The sequence below is a fragment of the Microvirga makkahensis genome, from assembly GCF_009830105.1.
Lineage (GTDB): Bacteria > Pseudomonadota > Alphaproteobacteria > Rhizobiales > Beijerinckiaceae > Microvirga > Microvirga makkahensis.
In genome coordinates this window covers 42,624-69,211 of sequence record NZ_WURB01000023.1, presented here as the reverse complement: position 1 = coordinate 69,211, position 26,588 = coordinate 42,624, and the positions used below count along the sequence as shown (strand labels likewise).

The following is a 26,588-nucleotide window of genomic DNA, read 5'->3' as shown; positions in this document are numbered from 1 at the left end:
CGCTTGGCAGACCTTGGAGCGGCGGTTTGCTACGCAGCTATCGAGCGCTGAAATAGACCACATGTTCGCCCGGTTCGTTTTCGGACTCACCTCGCCCATTCATGGCGAGGACGAACCGCTGATCCACTCCGATATCTGCCGCAAAGTGCTGGCGCTCAAACTGACGCCAATGCTTCAGGTCAGAATTCGGCCTCCATCGGCGTCGGTTCCGCTGCGACCGGACTCGGTTCAACAGCAGTGGGCCAGAACACGCGGGCGACGGCGGCCTTGCATCCGCATTCGGCCGCGATGCCGTCGCGAGCGGCGTGAATTCGGTGGCCGTCGGGCCGCAGGCGAATGCCTCGGCCCTCAACGCGATCGCGATGGACACCAGTACTGTCGCCGACGCCGAGGATGCCGTCGCGATCGGCAACGGATCGACCACGGCCGCCGCCGTAGGCACGAGCGGCGTGACCATCAATGGCAGTCCCTACACCTTTGCCGGAACCGAGCCGACCAGCGCGGTCAGTGTGGGCTACGCAGGCGGAGAGCGGACGATCACCAATATGGCGGCGGGACGGATTGCCGCGAGCTCGACAGACGCCATCAACGGTTCACAGCTCTACGCGACCAATGCGGCGGTTAACGGCCTCGCGACAACCGTGAACAACATCAGCACGGGCGGCGGCGTTAAGTACTTCCATGCCAATTCGACCATCGCGGACTCGAGCGCAAGTAGGCTGAACAGCGTGGCAGTCAGCCCGACAGCCAATTCCATCGGGGCGGGCTCAGTTGCCATCGGCTTCGGCTCCGTCGCGAACAATGCGGGCGATGTCGCCATCGGTCAGGACTCGACAGCCAACACGACGACAGCTATCGCCAGCGCCGTGCGGCCATGTACTTCTCAGAACGCAAATTCTGATAACCGGGCGTTATGAAATGCAGCGTCACGCAATGGTCCACTCAGGGTCACGAGCAGCCAAAAAGCGAACCTTTTGGAAGGTCCGCTTTACGCTGACGCACTGACATACATGTCAGGAATGCTGCAGGCTTCCAACGAGTGCTTGCCCGCCAGCCTGCACCTCGATCTTCTCGACTCGGATTACTTGGGTATTTCCGCGCTTAATCCGATAACAGGTTTCAAGCGCACTGTGAAACCCCCGCTCTAGGCGTGCCGCTGCCGTCGCCAGCATCACGAGGCGACGATCACCTCCACCTGATCCGAGCCTATCCAGGACATTCGTGGCCGCCGCATGAAGGCACGCGGCGTCGACAGCCAGCGCAGCCTGTGCCTCATTTTCTGGCGCAAGGCTCTGGATCAGAGCCAAGTAAGCCCTTGCTGCATCGCCGGAAATCCGAGCCGAGGGAGGAGAACCAATGGGCGCAGTATACTAGAAAAGTCAATGAGACAGGGCGAGTGTCAAATCCGCCATCGGACCAGCTTTGTGTACAAAAGTCGCTTCCGCAACTTGCCTACAGTGCTTGGCTCGAACGACCGCATTCGACCTCGGAGCGGAAGTTCGGGTTACTTCTGCTCCGTGCCCTTTTGAGACCTTTCGTGCGTGGAGGCCGTCGAGTGCTTTATCCGTCGACGGCTTACGCTAAGGATTTCGCGGAAGGCCGTTTATGGAACTGGCCTGGCATCAAATCTACTGTCAGACTTTGCGTCCGCAGGACCTGACTATGGTCTCACGACAGTAAGCGAAACGCGCCACTGTGCACGGCCCTGATCACCTCGTTCAACGTATCCTGCGGACTGTGTCCCTCTGTTCGAAGCGCATGCCGATCAAGCTCTCCAAGCGAAGAAAGCTGCTGATAGAGCGCTGTAATGGGCACCGGATCGGTCAGCGTATCGCCGCCGCGCTCGCGGCACCGCCGGATGGCAACATCAAGCAATGGGCGGAGGACAATGTAGTGAAGGGGCACAGATAGGGCCCTGAACGGCTCCAAGAACCAGGGGCCAATGATCCCATCCACCACAACGAAATAACCGCCCTTGGCATATCCCTCTGCGGCCTTTGCCAGAACGTCGACCACCACTGTGTTCTGCGTGTGAGCTTCAGGCAGATAAGGTGCGACCGCACCGTTCTTGATGAAATGCCAAAAGTCGTCGGCACGAAGGTGCACCTTAGCGGACCCTAGCTCTCTGGCGAGGGCCTGTGCCGTCGTTGTTTTCCCTGATCCCGGTGGTCCGGTCAGAATGAGAACTTCACCTTCAAGGTTGGTCATGTGCTCCCCTATAACACACCGCGCAATCCCGATAATCCCCTTTATGGATGCAGGGCCGAACGGTGAGTTCATCAGGGAAAGTCCGGACTTAGGAAAAATTGAGACCTTTCCAGCTGAACAGACCAATACCAAACGCAGCACGCGCACTGCGCTCACAGGCACAGATTGCGAGACCTCAAAACCTCAAACCATTCTGCGCCTCCTCAAGGCCAGCAACTCGCCTTCAAGATCAAACCGACCAGCCTTGATCATCCGCATAACGGATCGGAAGTAGCCGCCAGCATTCCTGATGCGGTTTCGACCACTAGAAACATCATCATCGTAGAGCTGCAGGACATAGATAACCGCAGTTGCAGCTTGGATTGCTCCAATTTCCTCGACAGCCTCGTTCCACGCGCTCGGGTGAGCTCCGAGAGACGCTCGCAAGAAACGACCTGCCGCAACAACGTCGACGACGTCCCTGATGGGATGAGCACAATTGGAAACCACTGGACAGGCCTCAGCGATCAAAGCCGGCAGCAGCGGCTTCGACGGTGATCGGATTGGATCGGCAGGCGGAGCATCAACTCGAATGCCCTTGTCACAAGTCTCACTAGGAGATCCTTTCTCTGCTTCTATTTGTCGGCATTCCGTGCCGCCACAGCCCGCCTGATAGAAGGCTTCCTCGGCGAGTTGCTGTAGCTCTTTCCATGCTTCGAGCAGCCCCTCCGGAAGGGGCGACCCGGAACGCTTGGGAGTGCGGGTTTTCAGCAGGGCGAGGCCCCTCTCGATCTGGTCGCGATCAACAGCTGGGTAATGCTGAGCGAGTGCGTTCAGAGCCTCCTCGGTGGCACGGCGGGAGATCGTGATCTCGTCAAAGGATCGTTTGAGGTGGTCCCTGAGGCGCTTCTGCTCGGCAACGACCGCGGTCCATTCCCCGCGACGGGCGTAAAGTGGTGTTAGGTCAAAGCCGAAGGCATCCACGATGGTGCCGGCCGCATTCCGTACAGCATAGCGTTTGCCGTTCGGTGAGTCCTTGGGGATCACCAGCTGGCATTCGATCAGCGCACGAACGGCGTTACGCACAGCCCGCTCCGACAGGCCAGTTGTCGACATCAGGCGCTGATTGGAGGGCCAGACGAGCAGACGATCCATCGCCAGTTCACCCCAGCACGCAACCAACTGGCCGAGCACCAGACGCTGCGGAGCACTCAATCCGAGCGCCTTCTCGGCCTCGCGGGCAGAGGCCGAGAGTTCCTTGCGTGTGACCGCGCGCCCAGCCTCGAGCGTAAACTTCCTCGCGGCCAAAGCAGCATGTCTCAGCCGCCGACCTCCAGACGATGCAAGCTGCATCGCATCCCTCCAATGTGAGGGCAAAGCGGGAGCGTTCACCGAAACCGATGTTGTTGACATACAGCTTGTCGGAGTGGCATAAGGATTGTCGCCAAACAGATCCGTCGCCGTCCCTCGGTGACCTAAAAGGCCCTCGAAGTTTCCAGCTTCGTGGGCCTTTTGCTTTGCCTAGCCTCAGTTCACTTTTGTCGTCTCCTGCTCGAAGAGCGTTGCGGGACCATGGGATCGCAGATCGACATGCTCTGGTGCGTGTTGCGACGATGTCGAACCCGCACCATCCGCATCAAAAGGTAAGCACATCCGGCTCCCGAAAACCCGCTCAGTGACAGGCTTCTCGTGAGCGCTGACGACCGCGGCACGCGATGTGCCGGCGGCGCAATCTCCATTGTCTCGTGACTTCCCTAGAGATGTCCGATTCGGTGTTACGGGTGGAGTCGATCTGTAAGAATTGGTTAAGGCTGGCCACAGATTTGTTGAAAGCGTTGATTCTTTGCGGACCCGCGACTTAGAATTGATAAGTCAAGCAAAAACTCATCTGCGACGCACGATTCATGTGAACTCGGTATTATTCAGGATTACTACCGGCAGCAGGAATGAAGTGAGCTTCTAATCTCGCTGCGCTGGAAAATACACGCTTATCTCGAAATTATAACTCGGTGTCAGGCGATTGTCTTACATTGGCGCCCAGGTCTTTGAACGATTAGACGCGGGCAATTCAATGCCTGAAGAGCAACGGTGGGTCAGGTCAGCACTGTCGGCCAGAGACCGAGGTTCCCTGCCCTTCGCGAGCGTCCGCTTTGACGCCCCAAGCAGATGTCAGAAAGACCGAGGCGCTCCTCGGTGCTGTCCGCAGCGGGCTTCACCGGTGGTGAGGAGGGAGAGACGTACCGCTTACCTTTTGAAGCTGTTCCATCAGGCATCAAGGCAAAGAAGAGGGCGAGCAATGCACGCCCTCCAATTTCATTCTAAGTTAGCTTGCAAATGCCTCTCGCAGAGACATCAGGCCGGACCGTCAACTTCGAGTCTGGCATCATTCCAGTCATCGATATCCCAAGTGGCAGCGCCGTCCTCATACGTGATGAGGTACCGGTGCTCGCCTTGGGAAACCATCCGGACGGCCCCATCGATCTTCTCACCATGGCAGCAGTGATAGTGACCGAAATCGGTGCCTTCGATGCCACAGATCGGCTGTACCTGCGGCCGGGTGATGCTTCCATCAGCGCCCTTGTCGAGGATGAGCGCAGGAGGCTGGCCAGCATCGGATCGGTTGTTCGTGGTCTTCATTTCACCACAGCATTACAGTTCCACACGCATATCTCTCTTCCTTGCATTGGTTGCGGTTTCCTTCGTTCGAACAGGAGCCCTGCTCCTAACCCTCCCACCCAATCGTCCACTGAGGCAGAGGATCGGCTCCGGCCGAGCGCTCGCTCGGTCGCTGCTCTTCTGTTTCTTTGTCGGTGAAATCCAAAAGCATCTCGTCAGGGAGCTGCATGAACTCGGCATGCGCCTTGGCCGCCGCCTCGGCATCGAGTTCAGCTTTGGCTGCCGTTGAAATCGGTTCCGGCTTGAGCTGGCGCGGCTTGCCGTAGCCGCGGTCGAGAATGGAATTGTTTGATTTCCCTTCGATTTCTTTGCGTTCGCCTGACCTCATTTTGTCACGATCGATTTCGCGCATGACGCGAGTGCCGGGGCTTGGCATTCGGCGGAAAGATGTTCGAAGCCCACCAGCCGTACCCGCGCTCGGACCGGATGCTCTCTGGGTTTGGCCTGCTCCGCCCCAGGCTCTCGCCATGTCGCTTCCAAGCGATCCAGGCCGACGTCCCTTCGACGATTCAAGCCGGCGCTCTCTTCGCCTTGAGCTGCCGGGCGGCACGGCGCTCAGTTTCGACGAAGCCCGTCCAGCCCCTCCCCTCAATCCATTGAGAGGGACTTGCGACTGGGCTATCGGTGCGACGTCAGAAGCCGAGATAGCGATTGGCCAGGCGGGAGCAGTGGTCCTGATCCTCTGGCGGAAGATCCAAGAACAGGCCCTTAGCCTGCTCCCAGGCGATGAGCGGATCGCATGGCCATTCCGTCCGGCACCAGCGACCTGTAGAGCCGACGTGAGTCGTGGCGGACATGCCTTGGGCCGATAGCCCGATGCCATGCCGTGAAGGCCGGAGTGCCCTCGCTGACGAACACCGCCGCCGTTGGAGTGGTGGCATGAGCTGGATCCCGGCGGCCCGTGCGGCGGTCCAGGCGGGAGTTCGGCATAGCCCGCCCTCCTCTAAGGGGCGGGCTATGCCGAACGGAGAGCGATCAATCATTCTTCTTCTTTTCTTTCTCTGTATCTGCTTCTTTGTGGTCGCTCGGGCGTTCAACGGGCGTTGAGCCCTTTTGTTGGATGTATTGAGCTTCTTCGCTTCGTTCCAATTCACATTCTTCAGAGCGGATTTGGGCGCGTTTCTTGGCACTTGCTCTTCCAGCCTTATTGTTCGTGCTGCCGCTCATACGTCCAAGCAAGCTCGTTATGAGTGGAAGCGCTGTCCAAGCGCCGGTCGGCAAGCCGCTTGAGCTTTCCGGCTGTGATCAATGCATCGACCGCTGCGACGACCTTATTCTCACGCAGGCCAGTGCAGCGTGAGAGGGAGTGGCTCGTTTCATCTATGGGCCCACCCGTCTCAAAGATGCGCAGGCGTACCACGAGGTCAATGAATTCCTCGTCAGGTCCCAAGCCGGCGATTTCGGCAAGAAGCGGAGCGGGGCGGCATCTGAACCAAGGGAGACGGCTGCTCATCGCCCGATCTCCCAACCTTGGAGGCAGCGATGATCGTTGGACCAGGTCGGGATCAGTCCTGCCAGCCGAGCCTCTGTACGGCGTTGTATTTGTCGAGGCTTCTCGTGAGCTTCTGCCTTGCGATTTCCGCCGCCGTTCCGGGGTCCAGCCGGGGCGGCGGTTTTCATTGGGTAATTTCGGGCGCTCTTGGAGGTGGGACAATCGAGGCAAATTGTCTTGGGAACATATGGCATGTTCCAACTGTCCCACTCGACGTAAGTGCTTGAGATTCCCGTATAGACTTGCCCCGGCCAGGGGCGCCGTATTGATACGTTTGAAGAAAATTGCTCACCTGCTGGAGCTTTTTTGTCTTTCGAAGTCCGTACCGGCACCGCGTCGGCACGAGAGTGGAAATTGCTACGATTCGTATTGCTGCCATTGCGAGCGTGAGCTCCCTCGGAGTTTGCTCCCGGGACTACTTCGAGGGAACTCTGCAAATGCTCCGCCGTTCTCTAGACCCAAAGAACAGGGGAACGCTCATGAACCCGCAGAATGCTACCTACAGAGGGACCGCTCGCCATCGTGCCGAGGACGACCTCTTTCACTACGACCGGTCCAGGGCTCCCAAGCTCGTAGATTGTGAGACGGGCCTGTCTGGCGCCAAAGCCTCGGTTCGCCACTGGGTCGTCAGCATGCGCCCGCGCTGGCTGGCCAATCAGGCGCAGCCGCTAATCCGGCCCCGCTGCGAGGGCTAAAGGCTCTCCCGCGCCTCTGCCGGGCCGTCGCCTGGTGCTAGTCCCGCAAAGAAAGAGCGCCCATTCTGCTGGCGCTCCAAGTGGGCCGCCCGGGCGGCCATCGAGGGAACAGCCGTGCCGCCAAGGCACAGGAAGAGGCTGCGCCCGAAAGGTAAACGCATTCTTAAAGGCCGGAGGTGGGGGTCGCTCGTCTTAGCGGGAACGTTTGTGCGAACAATTTGCTCCCAAGATGCTCATTTTGCTCGCAGATAGTTTCGTGCTGGCATCTCGAAAAGGCGAAATGATAGATAGGCCAAAGCAGATGCAAATAATAGGAAGACGGCAAACGACAGCGGTGCAGAAAGCCCCATCGTCTTTGCTACGGGGGAGCTGATACGAAACGCGAAGGTATGCGTCAAATACAGTGAATAGCTAATATTGCCGATGAATACCGATACTTTACTCAAGGCATGCGGGACTTCAGATTGATACAGGAGAGCAACACTTACGCCGCAAGCCGCGGTCAAGGATAAAAAGTACAATGGGGAATGTACAACAGCAGCTGTCAAAAACAGCGATGAGGCCATCGCAGCACTGAAAAGGCCAACTCCAATCCAGAAACTTCCTCTCAGGTTCGGGAGCGGCCTAAAATATATCAGAAGTCCGATTGCAAAGAATGGTGCGAACATCAAGGGTGTAGAGAAGTATCTCCAGTGTGAGCGCGCATCGTTCTGGAACTCATTCGACAGAAGAAGCAGTAGTGCTTGCTGGCCGGCCAGCAGGATGAGAAGGCCAGCTACCAACTCTTTAGTCCGGCTAGTCTTCGCCAGAATAATAATGACCGGAAATACGGCATAAAACACCATCTCAATTCCGAGCGACCAAGCTCCCGTTGAGTTTGACAGGTAGCCGGGCAATTGCAGTGAAAACAAGGTAGTGCCCGTCAGAAATGCCTTAACGAGACCACCGAGAATCTGGTCAGAGAAGCCCAGGCTCCGTACGAAGTTGATGACTGCGACTGCGCAGAGAAGCGGGACAATTCGAGCAAACCGGTTTCGGTAGAATGCCCTCAACTTTGACGCGGTAAGTCCTTTGGAGAACTGCCCGGTATAGACCATGCTCATCGTGAGGGCGGATAATATAAAGAACGTATAGACGCCAAAGCGCCCAAGGCTATCTATCCTCGTAACCTTAGTCCATATAAGATAGTGGTACACGGCAATGCCAAAGGCGGCTAGACCACGCAAGAAATCGAGCGGCAAATGCCGCTGCCCCCTCAGCATCTGGTTCATGTAAACCCCGTCGTCGCCCTTCTAAAGAATGCGCACCCAAAGGCCTTGGCGGCTCATTTCTCAACTCGAGGCTTCTTGACTAGCCGCGCCCCATCAAACGGGCAAGAGCGAGCATACAACGGAAATCGATCCTCTCCTCAGCGGCATCGTAGAGAGCCGCCCATTTGTCGTGAGTGGTCCACCGCATTCCCTTGCGCTTGGGGGCAGATCCCACGCATCCGGGTCCTCATCTCCGAGCAGAGCCGCTTTGACCTTTGCCTTCGTCCGCCATGCCCGCCCGATGGGATCGAGGAACTGCGAGGCATAAGCAGCCCTGCGGCCCAAGGGTGACGGCCAGCGAAGAACCTGGCCCCGAGGGGGCGATGCAGCACCCGAACCCACCGCGTGGTTTTGGGCGGACTGCATACCACTGCAGTCCGCCGAAGTGCCTGACGGAAGAGACCAGAGCATGTCTGCCAGCATCCTTGGAACAACAACCCCGGTTGTCCGCCACAATCGTGCAATCTGATGTGGGCTCGGATCATCTCGCCTGAGCCATAGGTGAGTACGCATTGGATGTGGGCACCGGGCTTGCTCAAGCCACTCGGGATGAGCGTCGCCAATTTCAACTTGGGTCCGCTCCCGGGTGTCAGGCGCTGCCGGTCGCGAGGCATGGCGACACCCTCTCGGCTGGAGGCTGGCCGCCAATCTTGAGGCCCGTTCCGCCTCCTCCAGCCCAGACCCCATCTGGTAGGTTAGGACGCCAGTTCATGAACCGCTTCGTCGAGCGCTCACCCGTAAGGTCGCATGAGTACATCTTCGGAACCTCGAGCACCTCGCGACGCCAGATGCGCTGCACCCGATCCCGTCCCACCTTCCAGCCGATCCGCTGCCGCAGGGCGGTGATCCGCCGATAGCCGTAGCGGCTATACTGCGAGACGAGCGCGATGTTGGCTTGGGTCAGCGCCTCCTCGCCAGCCCGAAGAGTGGGCACATAGCGCTGTGCTTCCCGCAGTTGGTTGACGATGCGGCAGGCGTGGCGCTCCGAGAGGCCGCACTTCTCCCGGATGCGGCTCACCGCCCGCCGGCGCCGCTCGGGGCTTACAAGTTTCCCTGAGAGATGTCCTTGAGAATTTTCTTCTCCAGAGAGAGGTAAGCGACGAGCCGGCGCAAGCGAGCGTTCTCCCGCTCCTTCAGGCGCTTGGTCTGCTCGATCTGCAAGCCTCCGTATTCCTTGCATCAGCGAAAGTAGCTCTGCTACGAGATGGCGCCCTCCTTGCAGGCGAGCGTGATGCTCTTGCCTTGGATCAGTCGCACCTCAATCCGGCGCAGCTTCGTGATGATCTGCTCCGAACTGAACCTTTCCCTCGGCATCTTGAGCTTCTCGGTTCCAGGTCAATCCTCTCAATCAACCTGGTCCAATTCCACCCGGTCAGGTCAACCCGCTTTGCACCAGCTTTGCGTACCAAAATTCTTTCCGAAACTTGACTGAAAGCCCCGGGCCGGAACGACTGCATTCGACCTCGGAGCGGAAGTTCGGCTTACTTCTGCTCCGTGCCAGCAGCAGACCTTCCGACACAGCGGTACAGCTCTGCGTCGAGGTTTCTCATACTACCCGTGCCGATTGATAGTGACGGGATTGATATGCCCGCTGCTCCTGGTCGCCAACCTCAACTCAGCGACAGAACGACGCCTGCAATGCTGATGCCCGCACCCGCCCAGAGGTGAATCATCTGGCGGTGACTAAAGACAGTACCTAATGCGAGGCCTGCCCCATGCAAAAGAACGGTCGCCGAGACAAAGCCGAAACAATAGAGGGCTGCTGCGGCTTCCATCGGCATCTCAGCTCCATGGGCGTAGCCATGGAAGATGGCAAACATTCCGGTCGGTATCACGGCTATGGAGATGCGGCAGCGGATCCTGGCAGCCAGAACTGCGCCGAAGAAAACCACTGAAAGAGCAATGCCCGCCTCGACGGCAGGAATTTCAATGCCCATGAAGCCCATGACGCCGCCGACGAGCATCATGGAGGCGAAGGTCGCCGGAACAGCCCAGAGAGCCCGCCCACCGAGCACGGCGGCGAATAGGCCGACCGCTATCATGGCCAGGATGTGATCAAGACCACCGAAGGGATGTGCAAAACCACCGACTAAACCTGAAGCGGCATGACTGCCCGTATGGGCAGCGGCCGGCATGGCCGCCCCCATCATGGGAAGAACAAGAAGGGAATGCTTCAATCTCATGAGATGCTCCTCTCAGGCGCCTGCGGCAAGGCCGCCGGCTCGTTCGATGAATTGCGCGATGACGTTGACGCCGACACCGCCACGGATGTTGCTGAAGACATAGGGGCGCTGGCCGCGCATGCGCTTCGTGTCCTCCTCCATGATAGCGAGATCCGCGCCCACGTAGGGCGCAAGGTCGATTTTGTTCACCACCAGAAGGTCCGATCGGGTAATGCCGGGTCCGCCCTTGCGTGGGATCTTCTCGCCTCCTGCCACGTCGATGACATAGATCGTCAAATCCGCAAGTTCGGGCGAGAAGGTTGCGGCCAGATTGTCGCCGCCGGACTCTACCAGCACAATGTCGAGCACCGGAAAGCGTTTGCGCATGGTTGAGATGGCCGCGAGATTGATCGAAGCGTCCTCCCGAATCGCTGTGTGTGGGCAACCGCCAGTCTCCACGCCCATGATACGCTCCACCGGAAGGGCACCCGCCACCGTCAGGAGACGGGCATCCTCCTTGGTGTAGATGTCGTTGGTGATGGCACAGATGTCGTAGCGCTCGCGGAAGGTCTTGCAGAGCGCCTCCATCAAGGCGGTCTTGCCTGAGCCGACCGGCCCACCAATGCCAACGCGAAGAGGTCCTGTCTGGGATTTCATGAGCGGAAAAGCCTCGTATATTGATTTTCATGATGAAAGGAGCCGAGATCGGCCCGGAATGTCGCGCTGCCGATATCGTCGAGAGACAAGCCGATAGCCTGCTTGGCAACCTCCTGCACCGTCGGCGCCAAGGTGCTGCAGACCCGGATGCCGGCCGTCTGCCCGATCGGCGCGAGCCGGATCGCTGCCGAGACGAGCGTTTGCACAAGCCCGAAGAGGTAGGCGTTCAGAGTGAGCGGCAGAGGAACGCGATGCGCCGCAGCCGCCATGCCCATGGCAACGGGAAATGCCACATCGCCGTCTAAATCGAGCAAACCTGGAGCGGGCCAAGCGGCGAGGGTCGCGTCAAGGAAGCTGCGCCCCTGCTGGCTCGTCTCGAGGTACAACTCGGCGGAGGGGGAGAACGCGAGCGCGAGTTCGTTGACATTCACGAGCGCGGCTTCATGGCCTGCCTCCACGGCCCGGTAGGCATGGCTCAGCAGAATCGCGTCGTTGCGGCCGAAGCCGAGCGTCATCTGGTCCCTCAACCATGCAACGAGCGCCTCCTTGTCCGCCACGTCCCCTGCTTCGACCGCCCATTCCAGCGTGTGGGAATACGCATAGCAGCCGACCGGGTAGGACGGAGACAGCCAGGCGAACAGCGGCAGGATGCCCTGGCCTTTCTCCACGGCCTGCGGTGGGAGCGCCTCATCCATGGCCACGGCCATGATGGTGACCGTGATGACCGCCGTGCCCGTGCTGATGGTAAGCCCCGCGCACCGGGCGGAACGGACGCTCGACGATCTCCGTCCTGGCTCCGAGACCCTGCAGCATGTCGAGCAACACGTGATCGTAGGCGATGTAGATCGCCTCCCTGGCAATCTCCGCAGGCACATGCCGATTGCCGATGTGCCAGGCCAGGGTGAGCAGATTCAGGGAGTCCGGCGTGGAGACTTCTATCAGTCTTTCGGGGGCCGCCTTTACCTCCACGAGCCAGCCGCTGTCGAGACGTATGGCGTCTCCGTCCTCCAGTACGTCGGCCCTGTCGAGGTCGAGGAGGAACGTGGTTCCGCCATCGGCGTTCAGCATGATCCGGCGGCGGTGGCGGTCACCGTGGTCGAGGGTGATGATGTCGACGATGCGGTCGGTCTCGACGGCTTCGCGGCGAATGATGGATGTGGCGCGGATCATGATCAGAACAGGAAGTATCTTTGTGCCATGGGAAGAACTTCGGCTGGCTCGCAGACCAGCAGTTCGCCGTCGGCGCGAACGTCATAGGTCTCTGGGTCTACCTCGATGACCGGCGTAGCGCTGTTCAGCACCATGTCCTTCTTGCCGATGCCGCCGCGAACGTTCTCGACGGCGACGAGGGGCTTCTGGACTCCAAGCCTGCCTGCAAGTCCATTCTCGACAGCCGCCTTGGACACGAAGGTGAGCGAGGTTGCCGCCAGCGCTCGACCGTAGGCTCCGAACATGGGACGGTAATGCACCGGCTGCGGTGTCGGGATCGAGGCGTTCGGGTCGCCCATGAGGGCCGCCGCGATGGCGCCGCCCTTGATGACGAGATCGGGCTTCACGCCGAAGAAGGCCGGCGTCCAGACCACAAGATCGGCGAGCTTTCCGGCTTCGACAGAGCCGATATGCCGGGACACTCCATGGGCAATCGCAGGGTTGATCGTGTATTTCGCCACATAGCGCCGAACACGCAGGTTGTCGTTGTTGCCGGTCTCGCCGGGCAGCGGCCCGCGCTGCGTTCTCATCTTATGGGCTGTCTGCCAGGTGCGGATGATGACCTCGCCGACGCGGCCCATGGCTTGGCTGTCGGATGACATCATAGAGAGCGCGCCGATGTCGTGAAGGATATCCTCAGCCGCGATGGTCTCCTTGCGGATGCGGCTCTCGGCGAAAGCCAGATCCTCGGGGATCGACGGATCCAGATGGTGGCAGACCATGAGCATGTCGAGATGCTCGTCGATGGTGTTGACCGTATACGGGCGCGTGGGATTCGTGGATGACGGCAGCACGTTGGGGAGCCCGGCCACCTTGATGATGTCCGGAGCGTGACCACCGCCCGCCCCTTCCGTGTGGAAGGCGTGGATCGTGCGCCCCTTGAAGGCTGCAATCGTATCCTCCACGAATCCGGACTCGTTGAGCGTGTCGGTGTGGATCATCACCTGCACGTCGTAGGCATCGGCCACCGAGAGGCAGCAATCGATGGCCGCGGGCGTGGTGCCCCAATCTTCGTGCAGCTTGAGGGCGCAGGCGCCCGCCTCGATCATTTCCTCAAGCGCGCCGGGCTGTGAGGCGTTGCCCTTGCCCGTGAAGGCGAGATTCATGGGAAAGGCGTCCGCGGCTTCGATCATGCGGGCTATGTGCCAAGGCCCCGGCGTGCAGGTAGTGGCGAAAGTGCCGGTGGCCGGCCCCGTGCCGCCGCCGAGCATCGTCGTGATGCCTGACATCAGCGCCTCTTCGATCTGCTGCGGACAGATGAAGTGGATGTGCGAGTCGAAGCCGCCCGCCGTGACGATCTTGCCTTCGCCGGCGATGATCTCCGTGCCCGGGCCGATGATGATATCGACATTCGGCTGCACATCGGGGTTGCCGGCCTTGCCGATCCCGGTGATTCGCCCGCCCTTGACGCCGATATCACCCTTCACAATACCCCAGTGATCGAGAATGACCGCATTGGTGATGACGGTGTCGACCGCGCCTCCGGCACGAGTCGTCTGTCCCTGTCCCATCCCGTCGCGAATGACCTTGCCGCCCCCGAACTTCACTTCCTCGCCATAGGTCGTGAAGTCCTTCTCGACCTCGATGACGAGAGATGTATCGGCGAGCCTGATCCTGTCGCCCCTGGTGGGGCCGAACATGTCGGCATAAGCCGCGCGCGGGAGCGAGGCAGGCTTTCTTCCATTCGTCATCAGAGTGCCCCCATCACGCCCTGGCGGAAACCGTACACCTCTCGTTTGCCTGACAAGGGCACCAGAACAACCTCGCGCGTGGAGCCGGGCTCGAACCGCACCGCCGTGCCGGGCGCAATATCGAGACGCATGCCGCGCGCCTTCTCGCGCTCGAAAGACAGAGCCGGATTGGCCTCGAAGAAGTGGTAATGGCTTCCGACTTGGATAGGACGGTCGCCTGTATTCGCTATCGTCAGCACAATCCGCTCCGCGCCCTCGTTGAAGACGATCTCGCCATCCTGTGCCATGACCTCACCCGGTACATCCTGGGAGGCTGCGCCTCGGATCGGATGATGCACGGTGACGAGCTTGGTACCGTCGGGAAATGTGGCCTCCACCTGGACATCGTGGATCATCTCGGCCACGCCCTCCATTACCTGATCGACGGTGACAACATGCGCCCCTGCTTCCATCAGCTCGGCAACGGAGCGCCCGTCGCGCGCCCCCTCCACAACCGTATCGGTGATGAGGGCGATTGCCTCCGGGTGATTGAGCTTCACGCCACGCTCCAAACGGCGGCGCGCCACCATGGCAGCCATGGCGATCAGCAGTTTGTCTTTCTCACGAGGTGTCAGTTGCATTCCGGAATCCTAGCTGAGCCAGACACGAGGCAGTGGCTCGGCGCGAAAGGTGACGAGAAACGGGCAGATTGCAGCGCGCAGCGCCTCGATGGTGACAGCACAAAAGCGCACGGCGAGAAGGCCGTTCCATGCGCTCGCCGCCGCGTCGCAGCAATGCCCGGGGGATAGCTGTTCGCGCACCGACTCCAGTCGGGCCTCGGCATCCGGCGCCGCGTGAATCAAGGTGGCGAAGGCACGTGCGCCGTTGCCGATACTCGGCTTCCGCAGCAGATCGGCGATAGGCCCGTCGAGCCACAATGTGTCAGCGTAGACGAGGCGCGATCCGCGGCGGATGCGCCAGCGATCGATGAACAGACCGTCAACGACGTGCTCCGCCCTCGCCTCACGCCCGAAGACGACCGCCTCGAGCAGGGTGAGGCTCGCATCCGCGGCCATGGCTGCCTCGAGCTTCCGGTCGAGCCTTGCATTGTCGAACAGGATCGTTTCCTGCGGAAGCCATTCGAGCCGCCCCCCCGCTCCTGCGGTGAGCTTCACCGACAGATTGGAAACCGGCCCGTCCGAGCGGTAAACCTTCTCCGCAGCAGGTGTCGAAACCGTCACGGACGCTTCCGCCTGCGCCTCGACCTCCACTGAGAACCGGTCTCCACAGGCGATTCCCCCTGCCGTGTTGACGAGCACCGCGTCGAGCCCCGCACCCTCTCCCTTCGGGAGGCGGATACGCATGGAACCGCTTTCCTCGATGCGCATCGGCCGGGTCCGCCCGTCGAGGGCGGCTGCAGCGAACGAAACACGACCAGCAGCCCGCTGGCGCAGCGCGGGAGCGCCGTCAAATGGCAAGGCGTTGACGAACATCGTCCCCCTCCAGCGCTGCACGGTCGCCATGCTGAACGATCTCGCCGCGCTCCATGACCACGAAGTGGTCTGCCAGATCACGAGCGAAGTCGAAATACTGCTCAACGAGCAGGATCGCCATGTCCTTGCGATCGCGCAGGTAAGCGATGGCGCGGCCAATGTCCTTGATGATCGATGGCTGAATGCCTTCGGTCGGTTCATCGAGCACCAGGAGCCGTGGGCGCATCACCAGCGCCCGTCCGATGGCGAGCTGCTGCTGCTGCCCGCCCGACAGGTCACCGCCCCGCCGCCCCAGCATGGACTTGAGCACCGGGAAAAGCTCGAACACCTCCTCGGGGATCTGTCGTGAACCGCGTTTGAGGGGCGCGAAGCCCGTCTCGAGGTTCTCCTTCACCGTCAGGAGCGGAAAGATTTCCCGTCCTTGGGGCACATAGGCGATGCCTCGTGCCGCGCGCTCGAAGGGCTTCAGCCGTGCAATGTTCTGCCCCTCGTAGAGAATGCTGCCGCCGGAGATCGGCCGATGACCTGCTATGGCCCGGAGCAGCGATGTCTTGCCCACGCCGTTGCGTCCGAGCACGCATGTAACCTCTCCTACGTTTGCAGCGACGGAAACGCCGCGCAAGGCCTGGGCCGCGCCGTAATGGAGAGACAGGTTTTCCACCGCAAGCATCGTCATCGACCCAGATAAACCTCCACCACGCGCTCGTTCGCACTCACCGCATCGAGCGACCCCTCGGCCAGCACGGATCCCTCGTGCAGACACGTGACCTTGGCGCCGAGAGCGCGCACGAAGGACATGTCGTGCTCGACCACGATCACTCCCTTGGACTTGGCGATGTCGCGAAGAAGGTCTGCGGTGTCGGCGGTTTCCTGGTCCGTCATGCCGGCGGCAGGCTCATCGATCAGAAGGAGCTTGGGCTCCTGCGCCAGCAGCATCCCGATCTCGAGCCATTGCTTCTGTCCGTGGGACAGCTCACCCGCCCTGCGATGACGCTGAGCCGGGAGGCGAACCCGCTCCAGGAGAGAGTCGATTCTCTCCTGCTCCCGGTTCGTCCGGCGCGAGAGCAGGGTCGCGAGGGGGCCGCGCTTGTTCTTCAACGCGAGGAGCAGGTTGTCCTCGACCGTGTGCAGCTCGAAAACGGTCGGGGTCTGAAACTTGCGCCCGATGCCGAGTTCCGCGATGGCCGTCTCGTCGAGAGCGGTGAGATCGTGGGTACCCTCGAACAGAGCCGTGCCCTCATTGGGCTGCGTCTTCCCGGTGATCACGTCCATCATGGTCGTCTTGCCGGCGCCATTAGGGCCGATGATGGCGCGCATCTCCGCGTGATCGATCGCAAGCGACAGGGCGTTCAACGCGCGGAAGCCATCGAATGAGACGGTGACGTTGTCGAGATAAAGCAGGGTCGGCGTAACCGGTACGGTCATGGCTCACTCCGCCGCATGGGTGGCTGGCTCGGGCGAGCGGCCTGCTCGCAGCCTTTGGCTGGAACGCTCCCAGAGATCTCCGGCGGCACCGATCATCCCCCGGGGCATGAAGAGCGTGACAAAGACGAAGAGGCCGCCCAGGGCAAACAGCCAGAATTCCGGCAGCGCAGCCGTGAACCAGGTTTTGCCCGCATTGACCAGCAGCGCGCCGAGAATGGCTCCCGCGAGCGTTCCTCGTCCGCCGACCGCGACCCAGATCACCACCTCAATGGAGTTCGCTGGAGCGAACTCGCTCGGGTTGATGATGCCGACTTGGGGCACGTAGAGCGCGCCGGCGACACCCGCCAGCATGGCGGACAAGGTAAATACGGCAAGCTTGTAGTGCTCGACCCGATATCCCAGAAACCGCGTGCGGCTCTCCGCATCGCGTACAGCCACGAGCACCTTGCCGAACGTTGAACCCACAGCCCACCGGCACAGAAGATAGCCGCACGCAAGCGCGAGGACCGAGAGCACGAACAGCACGATCCGCGTCGAGCCTGCCTGGACTGGAAATCCGAGGAGTTCCTTGAAGTCGGTCAGCCCGTTATTGCCGCCCAATCCCATGTCATTGCGGAAGAAGGCCAGCATCAGTGCGAAGGTCATGGCCTGAGTGATGATGGAGAAATACACGCCCGTGACCCGCGACCGGAAAGCAAACCAGCCGAAGACGAGGGCGAGCGCTCCGGGCACCAGAAGCACCATCAGCGCAGCAAAGGGGAACCATTCGAACCCATGCCAGAACCAGGGCAGCTCCTTCCAGTTCAGGAACACCATGAAGTCGGGAAGAACTGGATCGGCATAGACGCCTCGCGCCCCGATCTGCCGCATGAGATACATGCCCATGGCATAGCCGCCCAGAGCGAAAAATGCCCCGTGTCCGAGAGAGAGAATGCCGCAGAAGCCCCAGATCAGATCGACAGAGAGCGCCAGAAGGGCGAGGCAGACATACTTTCCGAGCAGCGGCACGAGGTGATCCGAAAGGTGCAGCGCCGATCCGCGCGGAACCAGTCCGTTCATGGCCGGCACCAGGATGGCCGCAATGGTCAGGAGCGACAGAACGAGAGTTGTCTGCCGGTCGAACAGGGGTTGAGTTCTCATGCTTCGACCGCCCTGCCTTTGAGCGCGAACAGACCGCGCGGACGCCTTTGGATGAAGACGATGATGGCGATAAGCAGCGCGATCTTGCCGAGGACCGCGCCCGCATAGGGCTCAAGCAGCTTGTTCGCGATGCCCAGCGTCATCGCGCCCACCAGCGTGCCCCACAGGTTTCCGACCCCGCCGAACACGACCACCATGAAGCTGTCGATGATATAGCCCTGCCCCAGGTTGGGGCTGACATTGTCGATCTGGGAGAGCGCGACGCCGGCAATGCCCGCCACACCTGATCCGAGCCCGAAGGCCAGCGCGTCGATGCGGCTGGTCCGGATACCCATGGAGCCTGCCATACGCCGGTTCTGCGTGACGGCCCGCACATAGAGCCCCAGCGACGTGTATCGCAGCACGAGGAGAAGGCTTGCGAAGACCGAGAAAGCGAAGACCACGATGGCGATGCGATTGTAGGTCAGGCTCATCGCCCCGATGTCGAGTGCTCCGCTCATCCAGGCCGGCGTACCGACCTCCCGGTTGGTGGGGCCGAAGATCGTGCGCACACCCTGTTGCAAGATGAGGGAAACCCCCCATGTCGCGAGCAGCGTTTCCAGAGGACGTCCGTAGAGAAAGCGGATCACCGTCCTCTCGAGGATAACACCGACCAAGCCCGCAACCAGAAAGGCGAGCGGCAGCGCGATCAGCAGCGATGCCTCGAACAGACCGGGCGCATAGGTGCGGATGAGTTCCTGCACCATGAACGTGGTATAGGCCCCCAGCATCACCATCTCGCCGTGGGCCATGTTGATGACACCCATCGTGCCGAAGGTGATGGCAAGACCGATAGCCGCCAAAAGCAGGACGGAGCCGAGGGAGATGCCGTACCAGACGCTCTGGAACGCCTCCCAGAACGCGAGGTGGGTCCTGATGCCGTCGGCCGCTTTTCCTGCAGCCGCCACGACTTCGGACGGCGCGTTTGACGGAAGGTTTGACAGCAGGGCGAGCGCCTCCTGATCACCTCGAATCCGCAGCGTTTCGATGGAGGCGAGCTTCTGCATGGGCGGGGCATCCGGCCTGATCAGAAGAATGGCAGCGCGGGCGCTCTCCAGGGCATCCCTGACATGGGGCAGGCTCTCCTGTGCGATGGCTTTCTCCAGCGTCGGCAGCGCTGCCTCATCCCGTGAGCGGAATACGGCGCGAGCAGCCTCCAGTCGCCTTGCGGCATCGGAGCTGAGCAATGTCAGGCCGCCGAGTGCAGCCTCGATGGCGCGGCGCACCCGGTTGTTGACTCGAACCGGCTTCATCTCGCCAACCTGATTTCCCCATGCCTGACCTGTGGCCGCATTGATGAGCTCTCCGGAAGTCCGACGAATAAAGACTTGCCCGGATCCAATGAGGAGCCGCTCATCGCGCAGGGCCTCGATGACATCCAGGGACAGGGGATTGCCGCTGCGCGCGACGGAACCGATTGCGGCGTCCGTATCCGCATAGCTGTCATTGGTGAATTTGAGCAGCGCCTCCTCATATGGTCCCGCCAGGGCAGCAGAGGCCATGCCGAGCAGAAGGACGAATGCGTGCAGGACGTTGCGCAAGCAAAACATGAAATGAACTTTGAAAGGAGGGGCAGCGAGGGCGGCAACCGCCGCCCTCATCTTCAAAGGGTCAGGAACCGCACTTCTTCGTCACGGTGTTGTAGTTGCCGCACTTGAGGGTCTGCCAATCGGCGATCAGGTCTTTCGAGCCTTCGAGGTGCTTCGACCAGGCATCGCCCGCCACAAGTCCATCGGTTTGCCAGACGGTATCGAATTGTCCGTCTTCCTTGATCTCGCCGATCAGCACCGGCTTGGTGATGTGGTGGTTCGGGAGCATCTCCGAAACGCCGCCGGTGAGGTTCGGGACCTTGATGCCGACGATCGCATCGATCACCTTGTCGGGATCGGTTGTGCCGGCCTTCTCGACGGCCTTCACCCACATGTTGAAGCCGATCACATGCGCTTCCATCGGATCGTTAGAGACGCGCTTCTCATTCTTGGTGAAAGCCTTCCATTTTTCGATGAAGGCCTTGTTCTCGGGCGTCTCGACCGATTGGAAATAGTTCCAGGCCGCGAGGTGCCCAACGAGGGGCTTCGTGTCGATGCCTGCGAGTTCCTCTTCACCGACCGAGAAGGCGACGACCGGAATATCGGTGGCTTTCACGCCCTGGTTGGCGAGTTCCTTGTAGAACGGCACGTTGGCGTCGCCGTTGATCGTGGAGACGACGGCCGTCTTCTTGCCCGCCGAGCCGAACTTCTTGATATCGGCGACGATGGTCTGCCAGTCGGAATGTCCGAACGGCGTGTAGCTGATCATGATGTCCTCGGCCTTCACGCCTTTGGACTTCAGATAAGCCTCAAGGATTTTGTTGGTCGTGCGCGGATAGACGTAGTCCGTTCCAGCCAGAACCCAGCGCTCGACCTTCTCCTCCTTGGCCAGGTAGTCGACAGCCGGAATGGCCTGCTGGTTAGGGGCAGCGCCTGTGTAGAATACGTTCCGCTCACTCTCCTCGCCCTCATACTGGACCGGATAGAACAGAATGCTGTTGAGTTCCTTGAAGACAGGCAGCACCGACTTGCGAGAGACGGATGTCCAGGCGCCGAAGACGACGGAAACTTTGTGCTGGCTGATGAGCTCGCGGGCCTTCTCGGCGAAGAGCGGCCAGTTGGACGCCGGATCGACGACGACCGCCTCAAGCTTCTTGCCGAGCAGTCCGCCTTTCTTGTTCTGCTCCTCCAAGAGCATCAGCATGACGTCCTTGAGCGTCGTTTCGCTGATCGCCATCGTGCCCGACAATGAGTGGAGAACCCCTACCTTGATCGTTTCCTCTGCTCGTGCGGCCTGCGCCGTGGCGCTCGAAACCAATGCCGCTGCTGCCAACGTCATCAGGTTTCTGCGCGTTATGTCGAATATTGACATAGGTCCTTCTCCCTTGCTTGCCCTGGTTCAGGTGCAGCGAGGAACCACTATGCAAGAAGCATGCCACTATCGCCCGGGAGATAACGGCCTCAGAGGACGATGACTGGGGGAGTTCGGAAGGCGATGGTATCTGCTCAGAGAAGCGGCGAAAGCTCAAATACAAGGCTTGTAAAACAATGCTGCAACCTGGAGCGAAATGTCAGCTTCGGATCATCGGGGAAATTGCAGGTGCCTTGGGAAAGTCTGCTACTCTCCGCTCAAGCGGATATTCGATCCACTTCGCAGATGTGCCAATGGCTGCCCTTATGGCTTGGCCGCTCATCTGGCCACGCCGCCTCAGTGTTAGAATTTGGAGTCCCTCAGAAAGAGACCGCCTCGCCATCGTCAGGCACAAGCACACGTGGCGTCATGCCCTTCTCCGCAATGAATTCCCGCAGTTCCCTTCGCGACAGCATGCCGTGGTTCACGGCTTCCATGTGACTGGCGACGAGGATTGCCCCGAGGGCGGCCCGATGGACCTTGTAGACGTCCTCCTTGCCCATGATGATAGAGCCAAGGCCAATGATCTGGGCGTCACCGCAGTTCAGGACGATCACGTCCGGCTTATGCGTCCGCAGGTTATCCTCGACATACCCGTTCCAGATGGTGTCACCGGCGAGATAGATCGTTTTCTCATCGAGGTGCCGGAAGACGACGCCGCAGACCTCCCCCAATCGGTCCCTGATAGCCGCATAAGCCTCGTCGGACCCGTGCCGTCCGGGTGTCTTGATGAGGGTGATGCCGTCGAACGTCGTGTTGTCGGTAAGGATGCGGGTGTTGCTGAACCCCGCGGCCTGAATGGCTGCTGCGTCCATCTCGTTCTGTACGAGGACCAGCATGCCCTTGGGGATCAGGTTCTTGGCCGCCTCGTCCCAGTGGTCCAAGTGGGTGTGGGTGACGATCACCGCGTCCACATCGAGGATCTCACTCATCGGAACGGTCAGCTCGACCAGTGGATTGCGCCTGTCACCGCTGGCCGTACCCGGAAGCGCGGGATAGGCCCCCTTGACCGCGAGATAAGGGTCGACGAGGAAGCGTTTGCCACCGAAGTCAATGCGGAGCGTCGCGTTCCGGACTTGCGTGATCTTCATGAAGGGGATCCTTACAGGTCGAAGCGGACCCGTGCCGGCCGGAAGGCCGGGTTCGGCGAGCAATCCATTCGTGACGAGGAGGGAAGTCAGGCCGTCAGGTCGCCCGTCGCCACGACCTTGCCATAGGCGAATGCCAGGGCAGACATATCGGCGGCATGGACCTGCGCGGCCGGAACCGTCTTGCCGTTGAACTCCACGTCGCGCGTGGCGCACGCATCCTCGACGATGGTCGTCGCATAGCCAAGATCCGCAGCCGCGCGGCTTGTCCCATCGATGCACATGTGGCTCATCGCGCTCACGACCACGACATCCTTGATGCCGTCCGCGTCCAGAGCCTGCTTCAGCCTGGTCCCGCGGAAGGCATTGGGGTAGTTCTTGGTGATCACCAGCTCGCCCTCGGCGGGCGCGACGGCCGGGATGATCTCGGCCCCCTCGGTGCCGGACACGAAGAACGGCGCATCGGCCGAGTTCTCGTGGCGGATATGGATGGCCTTGTCTCCGGCGGAGCGGGCCGCCGCGATCACCTTGGCCGCATTGGCAGCGGCCGCATCGATCCTGACGAGGGCGAAGGTGCCGGTGGCGAGGTAATCTTTCTGAAGGTCGACGACGATGATCGCGCGCTTGCTCACGGGGCTCTTCCCTTTGTTGCCGTTGAGGGTGATCCCTAGATACGGCGCTCCGCCCCACGATATGATCGGCGAAAGTGACAAACTCCGAGGCGATATTGCCAATGTCCACACGCATCCCCGAGGTCGGGATCATCCTGTACCCGGGCTCCCAGGCGGCCGCGGTCCTGGGCATGACCGACCTTCTCACCTATGCTGAGGAGCACGCGCGAGGGAAACGGGAAAGCGACCGCCGGCTCCTGCGGGTCAGCCATGGGAATGGCAGGATGAGGCCGGGGAGCTGGTGCGGATCTTCGACACCTCCCGGGGACTGAGGGGAACCCGTCCATCCTCGCCATTCCGCCCGGACTCGGCCCACCATTGCCCCAGGAGCAGGCAGCGAGATACGCCCAATGGCTCCAGGGTCGGCATGCGCAGGGCACCTCCCTCGCGTCGATCTGCAAGGGGGCTTTCCTGCTCGGCGAAACCGGACTGATGGCAGGGAGGACGGTGACGACGCATTGGTCGTACGAGGAGCAGCTCCTGTCCCGGTTCCTGAGGCCAAGGTGGAAACCGACAGGCTCATCGATGACGGGGACATCGTCACGGCAGGAGGGGTGATGGCGTGGATCGATCTGAGCCTAAGACTTGTGGACAGGTTCCTCGGGCCGACGATCATGGTCGAGGCCGCACGTTCCTGGTGGACCCGCCGGGCCGGGAGCAAAGCTACTCCAGCGCCTTCGCGCCGAAGCTCAATCACGGCGACGCGACCATCCTGAAGGTCCAACACTGGCTTCAGGCGACCGAGGGCAAGGGAACCAACCTCGCCGTCCTCGCCGCTCGGGCCGGGCTGGAGCCACGGACCTTCATCCGGCGCTTCCAAAAGGCGACGGGATTGACAACCAGCAAGTACATCCAGCGCCTTCGCGTCGGAAAGGCGCGTGAGCTGTTGCAGTTTACGGAGACACCGGTCGAAAGGATCGCCTGGGATGTCCGCTATAGGGACGCGAGCGCGTTCCGGAAGGTCTTCGGCCGGATCGTCGGCCTGACACCACAAGAATACCGCCAACGCTTCAGCGTCTGACGATCTCCGAGCCTGACGTCGCTCATCGGAAGGTCAGCTTGGGGTCGATGCTTTTGAACAACCCCCGCGACCTCATTTTCGACAGCGTCAGCATAGCCGATGCTGTAGCTGCAAAAGCGGCCCCAGACGACGTTTAGATACTTGGAGCCTGGCAGGTTCCGCGGTTCCGGGGACCAGCCGGTGCGGCGGTTCTCTTTTGAGCGTATCCAGCGCGATCGATGGTGGGACAATCGAGGCAAAAAGTCCTGGAACTGTGTGGAACGTTTCGACTGTCCCACTCGACGTAACCGATTGAACCTCCTGTATAGACTTGCCCCGGCGATGGGCACCATTCCGACATCCTCGATGAAGTCGGCTCCAATTTCTGGAGCCTTTGTGCTGAGATATCCGTTTCGGCGCCATGCTCGCTCGGACGAGCGCCGCCGCTCCCCGGCTCCCGTCCCCCTGACCCACGTCCGGGCGCAGTCCGCCCGGTCACAATTCGGTCCTCGTTTCATACTGTCATCCGGCTATTCTCAACGCGCGCCCGGGAACGAGCGGTGGCGCCGGCCAAGCAGTCGTGAGGAGCAAGCAGGGGACTGGGGCAGGATTGCGGAGGAGACAATGGCGATAATCTACGGCGACGACTGGCCTAACCTGATCTACGGCACGGCAGCCTCTGACCTGATCGAGGGATTCGACGGCGATGACGACATCTATGGCCTCGGTGCGGATGACGACATCTATGGGGGATGGGGATACGACATTCTCTTCGGCGGCGACGGCAACGATTACCTGAACGGCGAGAATGACATCGACGATCTCTACGGCGGCTCCGGGAACGACACCCTGGTCGGCGGATACGGCGCGGATTGGCTTTTCGGCGAGAGCGGCAACGATAGCCTCTATGGCGATTCAGGCTACGACGACCTGTATGGAGGCTCGGGCCAGGATTACCTCTCCGGCTATTCCGGTGCCGACATTCTCGACGGGGGAAGCGGCCGGGATCTGCTCAGCGGCGGGACGGGGGACGATGTGTTCGTGTTCTATTCCGGCACCTCTGGCATCACAACCGCGACCGCCGACAGAATTTCCGACTGGAGCGCATTCGACGACTGGATCGACATGAGCATTCAGGCGACCTCGGCCAACTACCGTGAAGCCAGCACAAGCGCGACTTCGATTGCCGCTGCGGCCCGCGACGCCGAAGCACTATTCCCAGGCACAAGCATGACACACGTGTTTCTGTACAACTCCGGAACCGACACCGGATACCTGCTGTCGGATCTCAACGACGACGATCAGTTTGAGGCAGGTATAATTCTGACCGGTGCCGGTCACGCTGCCGACATGAGCTATCTCTACATCGTCTAACGAACCGGGATCCGCATTGCTGCACCTCTTCGTCCCGACGAGGCGGTGCAGTCCCGCGAGACTTCACCGGTCGCGCTCTCGGCACCCTAATGGGGTCAAGTCCTCACTGAGTTTCGTCTGTGCTCGCTCAGCCCCACCGGCCGTCTCTGCCGACCGGGAGCATACGCTTGATGCGAAGCCGAAGGGCCGCACGATGCGCTTGGAACCAGGGACATCATCACTTGCCGATCAGCTCCAATTGCTCCGCTTCGTCTGCTGAGACTCCTAGGACTGCCGGGAGCCATGGGCGGTGGCATGTGGCAGGGCTTGATCGGACCGGAAGTGTTAGCTCTGTTGAGTTACCCCTTTTGCACCTTTGCCGAATCGGGAACTTTTTAGGCAAATGGATTTCGTTACACGGCCATATCCCTTCCACGCGCTGGCGCTCCCGCGGCAGCGCGTCGCAAGGGGCCGCAAGAAGTAATCACCTACGCATCAAGGGGCACTATCATGGACCAGGAAGTCGAATATGTCGCTCGCGCGCTCTACGAGGCCGAGGACGATGCGCTGCTGTGGGATGCAGAGCCGGAGTTTCTGAAAGAGGAATTCCGCCACTATGCCCGGATCGCCATTGCAATGATATCCCAGCAGGAATCGCAAGGGTGCAAGGACGAGTTCTCGCACGCCGCCTGAGTGAAGGTACCTTGAAAGCACGCGCCCGTGACCGGGTATTGGCCACGGGCGCTGTCGTATTGGTCTTGAACGATAACCTTAACCTCGACGCTCGATGACTGTTACGATCTTTCGCGTCTTGGGTTCGACGATCACAACCTGATCGCGCACGATCACATAGCGGCATTCCGGCAATCCACTGAGGATGCGCACCACCTCGCTCGGGCATGCATTCAGGCGAGTGACGATAGTGTCCGGAACGACGGTGCCTACGCTCACCGAGAAGTTCACGTTCGTGACCGGCTCCACGTTCACGCTGCTGAAGGCGCGTGTGATTTCCGTGCGCTGCTCGCTCGTTACGTTGATGTTGGTGGAGCTGGTCGTACTGCCGGTGGTGCTGGCTGCGCCGCTCTGCGTGCTCGCCGCTCCGCTGGCCGAGCCGGATGTGCTATCCGAGGTGCCACCCATCGTCCCGCTGGACGTGCCTGACGTTCCGCCGGATATACCGGTCGAAGTTCCCCCAGATGTACCTCCCGAGGTTTCCACTGACGTGGTGCCAGAACTCGTTCCAGACATACCTCCCGAGGTCGTGCCGGACGTTCCGCCGGAGGTGCTGCCGGAAACGCTGCCCGATGCGCCGCCAGACGTTCCACCGGTGCTACCGCTCGTTTGAGCGATGGCTGCTACGCTTAAGGAAAGCGCAGCCGCA

Annotated in this window: 27 protein-coding genes and 3 pseudogenes; 7 read left to right on the top strand and 23 right to left on the bottom strand. The window is 60.8% G+C overall.

The features are described from left to right. Positions 1-275: 275 nt before the first annotated feature. Positions 276-359 (top strand): annotated as a pseudogene (locus GR328_RS28635) (hypothetical protein); the annotation flags it as partial. A gap of 3 nt (positions 360-362) precedes the next feature. Further along, positions 363-917, top strand: coding sequence for a hypothetical protein (locus GR328_RS28365; RefSeq protein WP_425487063.1), 555 nt, complete (start codon positions 363-365; stop codon positions 915-917). 751 nt (positions 918-1,668) lie between these two features. On the opposite strand, the gene GR328_RS21300 is transcribed toward GR328_RS28365, so the two are convergent. The 6 genes from GR328_RS21300 to GR328_RS21275 form a co-directional block, all read right to left on the bottom strand. Further along, positions 1,669-2,208 (bottom strand): ATP-binding protein, encoded by a 540-nt coding sequence (locus GR328_RS21300; RefSeq protein ID WP_160887420.1) that lies wholly within the window; start codon positions 2,206-2,208, stop codon positions 1,669-1,671. Between the two features lie 183 nt (positions 2,209-2,391). After that, positions 2,392-3,540 carry a plasmid replication protein RepC gene (repC, locus tag GR328_RS21295; protein WP_160887418.1) on the bottom strand — a complete coding sequence of 383 codons (1,149 nt, stop codon included), beginning with the start codon at positions 3,538-3,540 and terminating at the stop codon, positions 2,392-2,394. A 999-nt stretch (positions 3,541-4,539) separates the two neighbouring features. Continuing rightward, positions 4,540-4,824, bottom strand: a complete 285-nt coding sequence (locus tag GR328_RS21290) for a hypothetical protein (RefSeq protein ID WP_160887416.1) — start codon at positions 4,822-4,824, stop codon at positions 4,540-4,542. An 85-nt stretch (positions 4,825-4,909) separates the two neighbouring features. After that, a complete protein-coding gene (locus tag GR328_RS21285; RefSeq protein WP_160887414.1) occupies positions 4,910-5,215 on the bottom strand; it encodes a hypothetical protein in 306 nt (101 codons plus the stop codon). A gap of 356 nt (positions 5,216-5,571) precedes the next feature. Further along, positions 5,572-5,793 (bottom strand): hypothetical protein, encoded by a 222-nt coding sequence (locus GR328_RS21280; RefSeq protein ID WP_160887412.1) that lies wholly within the window; start codon positions 5,791-5,793, stop codon positions 5,572-5,574. 45 nt (positions 5,794-5,838) lie between these two features. Continuing rightward, entirely contained in the window at positions 5,839-6,030 is a 192-nt protein-coding gene (locus GR328_RS21275) for a hypothetical protein (protein ID WP_160887410.1), read from the bottom strand. A gap of 804 nt (positions 6,031-6,834) precedes the next feature. On the opposite strand from GR328_RS21275, the gene GR328_RS21270 reads away from it, so the two are divergent. Further along, a complete protein-coding gene (locus GR328_RS21270) occupies positions 6,835-7,050 on the top strand; it encodes a hypothetical protein (protein ID WP_160887408.1) in 216 nt (71 codons plus the stop codon). A 233-nt stretch (positions 7,051-7,283) separates the two neighbouring features. On the opposite strand, the gene GR328_RS21265 is transcribed toward GR328_RS21270, so the two are convergent. The 16 genes and pseudogenes from GR328_RS21265 to GR328_RS21190 form a co-directional block, all read right to left on the bottom strand. Next, a complete protein-coding gene (locus tag GR328_RS21265) occupies positions 7,284-8,321 on the bottom strand; it encodes an acyltransferase family protein (RefSeq protein WP_160887406.1) in 1,038 nt (345 codons plus the stop codon). 790 nt (positions 8,322-9,111) lie between these two features. Next, a pseudogene (locus GR328_RS27650) lies at positions 9,112-9,674 on the bottom strand (IS3 family transposase); the annotation flags it as partial. Positions 9,675-9,970: 296 nt separating this feature from the next. Further along, positions 9,971-10,507 carry a HupE/UreJ family protein gene (locus tag GR328_RS21255; RefSeq protein ID WP_281352045.1) on the bottom strand — a complete coding sequence of 179 codons (537 nt, stop codon included), beginning with the start codon at positions 10,505-10,507 and terminating at the stop codon, positions 9,971-9,973. A gap of 48 nt (positions 10,508-10,555) precedes the next feature. After that, the gene (gene ureG, locus GR328_RS21250) at positions 10,556-11,179 is read right to left on the bottom strand and encodes an urease accessory protein UreG (RefSeq protein WP_160887400.1); all 624 of its coding nucleotides are present in this window, start codon (positions 11,177-11,179) and stop codon (positions 10,556-10,558) included. After that, the gene (locus GR328_RS21245) at positions 11,176-11,886 is read right to left on the bottom strand and encodes an urease accessory protein UreF (RefSeq protein ID WP_246216018.1); all 711 of its coding nucleotides are present in this window, start codon (positions 11,884-11,886) and stop codon (positions 11,176-11,178) included. Before GR328_RS21245 ends, ureG begins: the two co-directional genes overlap by 4 nt. After that, entirely contained in the window at positions 11,867-12,349 is a 483-nt protein-coding gene (locus tag GR328_RS21240; protein ID WP_160887398.1) for an urease accessory protein UreE, read from the bottom strand. The genes GR328_RS21245 and GR328_RS21240 overlap by 20 nt, the downstream gene beginning before the upstream one ends. 2 nt (positions 12,350-12,351) lie before the next feature. Beyond that, entirely contained in the window at positions 12,352-14,079 is a 1,728-nt protein-coding gene (gene ureC, locus GR328_RS21235; RefSeq protein ID WP_160887396.1) for an urease subunit alpha, read from the bottom strand. Beyond that, complete coding sequence (locus GR328_RS21230) at positions 14,079-14,699, bottom strand: urease subunit gamma (RefSeq protein ID WP_160887394.1); 621 nt, start codon at positions 14,697-14,699, stop codon at positions 14,079-14,081. The genes ureC and GR328_RS21230 overlap by 1 nt, the downstream gene beginning before the upstream one ends. Positions 14,700-14,708: 9 nt before the next feature. Beyond that, positions 14,709-15,551, bottom strand: a complete 843-nt coding sequence (locus GR328_RS21225) for an urease accessory protein UreD (protein ID WP_160887392.1) — start codon at positions 15,549-15,551, stop codon at positions 14,709-14,711. Further along, on the bottom strand, positions 15,526-16,221 hold the full coding sequence (gene urtE / locus GR328_RS21220) for an urea ABC transporter ATP-binding subunit UrtE (protein WP_160887432.1): 696 nt from the start codon (positions 16,219-16,221) through the stop codon (positions 15,526-15,528). Before urtE ends, GR328_RS21225 begins: the two co-directional genes overlap by 26 nt. 2 nt (positions 16,222-16,223) lie before the next feature. Beyond that, on the bottom strand, positions 16,224-16,976 hold the full coding sequence (gene urtD, locus GR328_RS21215; protein WP_160887390.1) for an urea ABC transporter ATP-binding protein UrtD: 753 nt from the start codon (positions 16,974-16,976) through the stop codon (positions 16,224-16,226). Between the two features lie 3 nt (positions 16,977-16,979). Then, positions 16,980-18,116 carry an urea ABC transporter permease subunit UrtC gene (gene urtC, locus GR328_RS21210; protein WP_160887388.1) on the bottom strand — a complete coding sequence of 379 codons (1,137 nt, stop codon included), beginning with the start codon at positions 18,114-18,116 and terminating at the stop codon, positions 16,980-16,982. Then, the gene (gene urtB / locus GR328_RS21205) at positions 18,113-19,705 is read right to left on the bottom strand and encodes an urea ABC transporter permease subunit UrtB (protein WP_160887386.1); all 1,593 of its coding nucleotides are present in this window, start codon (positions 19,703-19,705) and stop codon (positions 18,113-18,115) included. Before urtB ends, urtC begins: the two co-directional genes overlap by 4 nt. Before the next feature lie 61 nt (positions 19,706-19,766). Continuing rightward, positions 19,767-21,023, bottom strand: a complete 1,257-nt coding sequence (gene urtA, locus GR328_RS21200; protein WP_160887384.1) for an urea ABC transporter substrate-binding protein — start codon at positions 21,021-21,023, stop codon at positions 19,767-19,769. Positions 21,024-21,415: 392 nt separating this feature from the next. Continuing rightward, positions 21,416-22,186: an MBL fold metallo-hydrolase gene (locus GR328_RS21195; RefSeq protein ID WP_160887382.1), complete on the bottom strand. Its 771-nt coding sequence runs from the start codon at positions 22,184-22,186 to the stop codon at positions 21,416-21,418. 86 nt (positions 22,187-22,272) lie between these two features. Continuing rightward, complete coding sequence (locus GR328_RS21190; RefSeq protein ID WP_160887380.1) at positions 22,273-22,815, bottom strand: isochorismatase family protein; 543 nt, start codon at positions 22,813-22,815, stop codon at positions 22,273-22,275. Between the two features lie 61 nt (positions 22,816-22,876). Here GR328_RS21190 and GR328_RS28630 point away from each other — a divergent pair. The 3 genes and pseudogenes from GR328_RS28630 (at position 22,877) to GR328_RS21175 (ending at position 25,900) form a co-directional block, all read left to right on the top strand. Next, a pseudogene (locus GR328_RS28630) lies at positions 22,877-23,875 on the top strand (GlxA family transcriptional regulator). Positions 23,876-24,478: 603 nt separating this feature from the next. Continuing rightward, positions 24,479-25,228, top strand: a complete 750-nt coding sequence (locus GR328_RS21180; RefSeq protein ID WP_160887378.1) for a calcium-binding protein — start codon at positions 24,479-24,481, stop codon at positions 25,226-25,228. Positions 25,229-25,717: 489 nt separating this feature from the next. Continuing rightward, positions 25,718-25,900: a hypothetical protein gene (locus GR328_RS21175; protein ID WP_160887376.1), complete on the top strand. Its 183-nt coding sequence runs from the start codon at positions 25,718-25,720 to the stop codon at positions 25,898-25,900. Positions 25,901-25,978: 78 nt separating this feature from the next. Here GR328_RS21175 and GR328_RS28350 read toward each other — a convergent pair whose 3' ends face one another. Then, complete coding sequence (locus GR328_RS28350) at positions 25,979-26,158, bottom strand: DUF1236 domain-containing protein (RefSeq protein WP_160887374.1); 180 nt, start codon at positions 26,156-26,158, stop codon at positions 25,979-25,981. On the opposite strand from GR328_RS28350, the gene GR328_RS28345 reads away from it, so the two are divergent. Then, entirely contained in the window at positions 26,145-26,552 is a 408-nt protein-coding gene (locus GR328_RS28345; protein WP_160887373.1) for a hypothetical protein, read from the top strand. The two genes, GR328_RS28350 and GR328_RS28345, sit on opposite strands and share 14 nt — an antisense overlap. The last annotated feature ends 36 nt before the right edge of the window (positions 26,553-26,588 follow it).

Excerpts from the sequence above, each read along its gene's own strand:
- GR328_RS28365 (WP_425487063.1), top strand. The coding sequence starts at position 363 with ATGGACACCAGTACTGTCGCCGACGCCGAGGATGCCGTCGCGATCGGC.
- GR328_RS21300 (WP_160887420.1), bottom strand. The coding sequence starts at position 2,208 with ATGACCAACCTTGAAGGTGAAGTTCTCATTCTGACCGGACCACCGGGA.
- repC (WP_160887418.1), bottom strand. The coding sequence starts at position 3,540 with ATGCAGCTTGCATCGTCTGGAGGTCGGCGGCTGAGACATGCTGCTTTG.
- GR328_RS21290 (WP_160887416.1), bottom strand. The coding sequence starts at position 4,824 with ATGAAGACCACGAACAACCGATCCGATGCTGGCCAGCCTCCTGCGCTC.
- GR328_RS21285 (WP_160887414.1), bottom strand. The coding sequence starts at position 5,215 with ATGCGCGAAATCGATCGTGACAAAATGAGGTCAGGCGAACGCAAAGAA.
- GR328_RS21280 (WP_160887412.1), bottom strand. The coding sequence starts at position 5,793 with ATGCCGAACTCCCGCCTGGACCGCCGCACGGGCCGCCGGGATCCAGCT.
- GR328_RS21275 (WP_160887410.1), bottom strand. The coding sequence starts at position 6,030 with ATGAGCGGCAGCACGAACAATAAGGCTGGAAGAGCAAGTGCCAAGAAA.
- GR328_RS21270 (WP_160887408.1), top strand. The coding sequence starts at position 6,835 with ATGAACCCGCAGAATGCTACCTACAGAGGGACCGCTCGCCATCGTGCC.
- GR328_RS21265 (WP_160887406.1), bottom strand. The coding sequence starts at position 8,321 with ATGAACCAGATGCTGAGGGGGCAGCGGCATTTGCCGCTCGATTTCTTG.
- GR328_RS21255 (WP_281352045.1), bottom strand. The coding sequence starts at position 10,507 with ATGGGGGCGGCCATGCCGGCCGCTGCCCATACGGGCAGTCATGCCGCT.
- ureG (WP_160887400.1), bottom strand. The coding sequence starts at position 11,179 with ATGAAATCCCAGACAGGACCTCTTCGCGTTGGCATTGGTGGGCCGGTC.
- GR328_RS21245 (WP_246216018.1), bottom strand. The coding sequence starts at position 11,886 with ATGGCCGTGGCCATGGATGAGGCGCTCCCACCGCAGGCCGTGGAGAAA.
- GR328_RS21240 (WP_160887398.1), bottom strand. The coding sequence starts at position 12,349 with ATGATCCGCGCCACATCCATCATTCGCCGCGAAGCCGTCGAGACCGAC.
- ureC (WP_160887396.1), bottom strand. The coding sequence starts at position 14,079 with ATGACGAATGGAAGAAAGCCTGCCTCGCTCCCGCGCGCGGCTTATGCC.
- GR328_RS21230 (WP_160887394.1), bottom strand. The coding sequence starts at position 14,699 with ATGCAACTGACACCTCGTGAGAAAGACAAACTGCTGATCGCCATGGCT.
- GR328_RS21225 (WP_160887392.1), bottom strand. The coding sequence starts at position 15,551 with ATGTTCGTCAACGCCTTGCCATTTGACGGCGCTCCCGCGCTGCGCCAG.
- urtE (WP_160887432.1), bottom strand. The coding sequence starts at position 16,221 with ATGCTTGCGGTGGAAAACCTGTCTCTCCATTACGGCGCGGCCCAGGCC.
- urtD (WP_160887390.1), bottom strand. The coding sequence starts at position 16,976 with ATGACCGTACCGGTTACGCCGACCCTGCTTTATCTCGACAACGTCACC.
- urtC (WP_160887388.1), bottom strand. The coding sequence starts at position 18,116 with ATGAGAACTCAACCCCTGTTCGACCGGCAGACAACTCTCGTTCTGTCG.
- urtB (WP_160887386.1), bottom strand. The coding sequence starts at position 19,705 with ATGTTTTGCTTGCGCAACGTCCTGCACGCATTCGTCCTTCTGCTCGGC.
- urtA (WP_160887384.1), bottom strand. The coding sequence starts at position 21,023 with ATGACGTTGGCAGCAGCGGCATTGGTTTCGAGCGCCACGGCGCAGGCC.
- GR328_RS21195 (WP_160887382.1), bottom strand. The coding sequence starts at position 22,186 with ATGAAGATCACGCAAGTCCGGAACGCGACGCTCCGCATTGACTTCGGT.
- GR328_RS21180 (WP_160887378.1), top strand. The coding sequence starts at position 24,479 with ATGGCGATAATCTACGGCGACGACTGGCCTAACCTGATCTACGGCACG.
- GR328_RS21175 (WP_160887376.1), top strand. The coding sequence starts at position 25,718 with ATGGACCAGGAAGTCGAATATGTCGCTCGCGCGCTCTACGAGGCCGAG.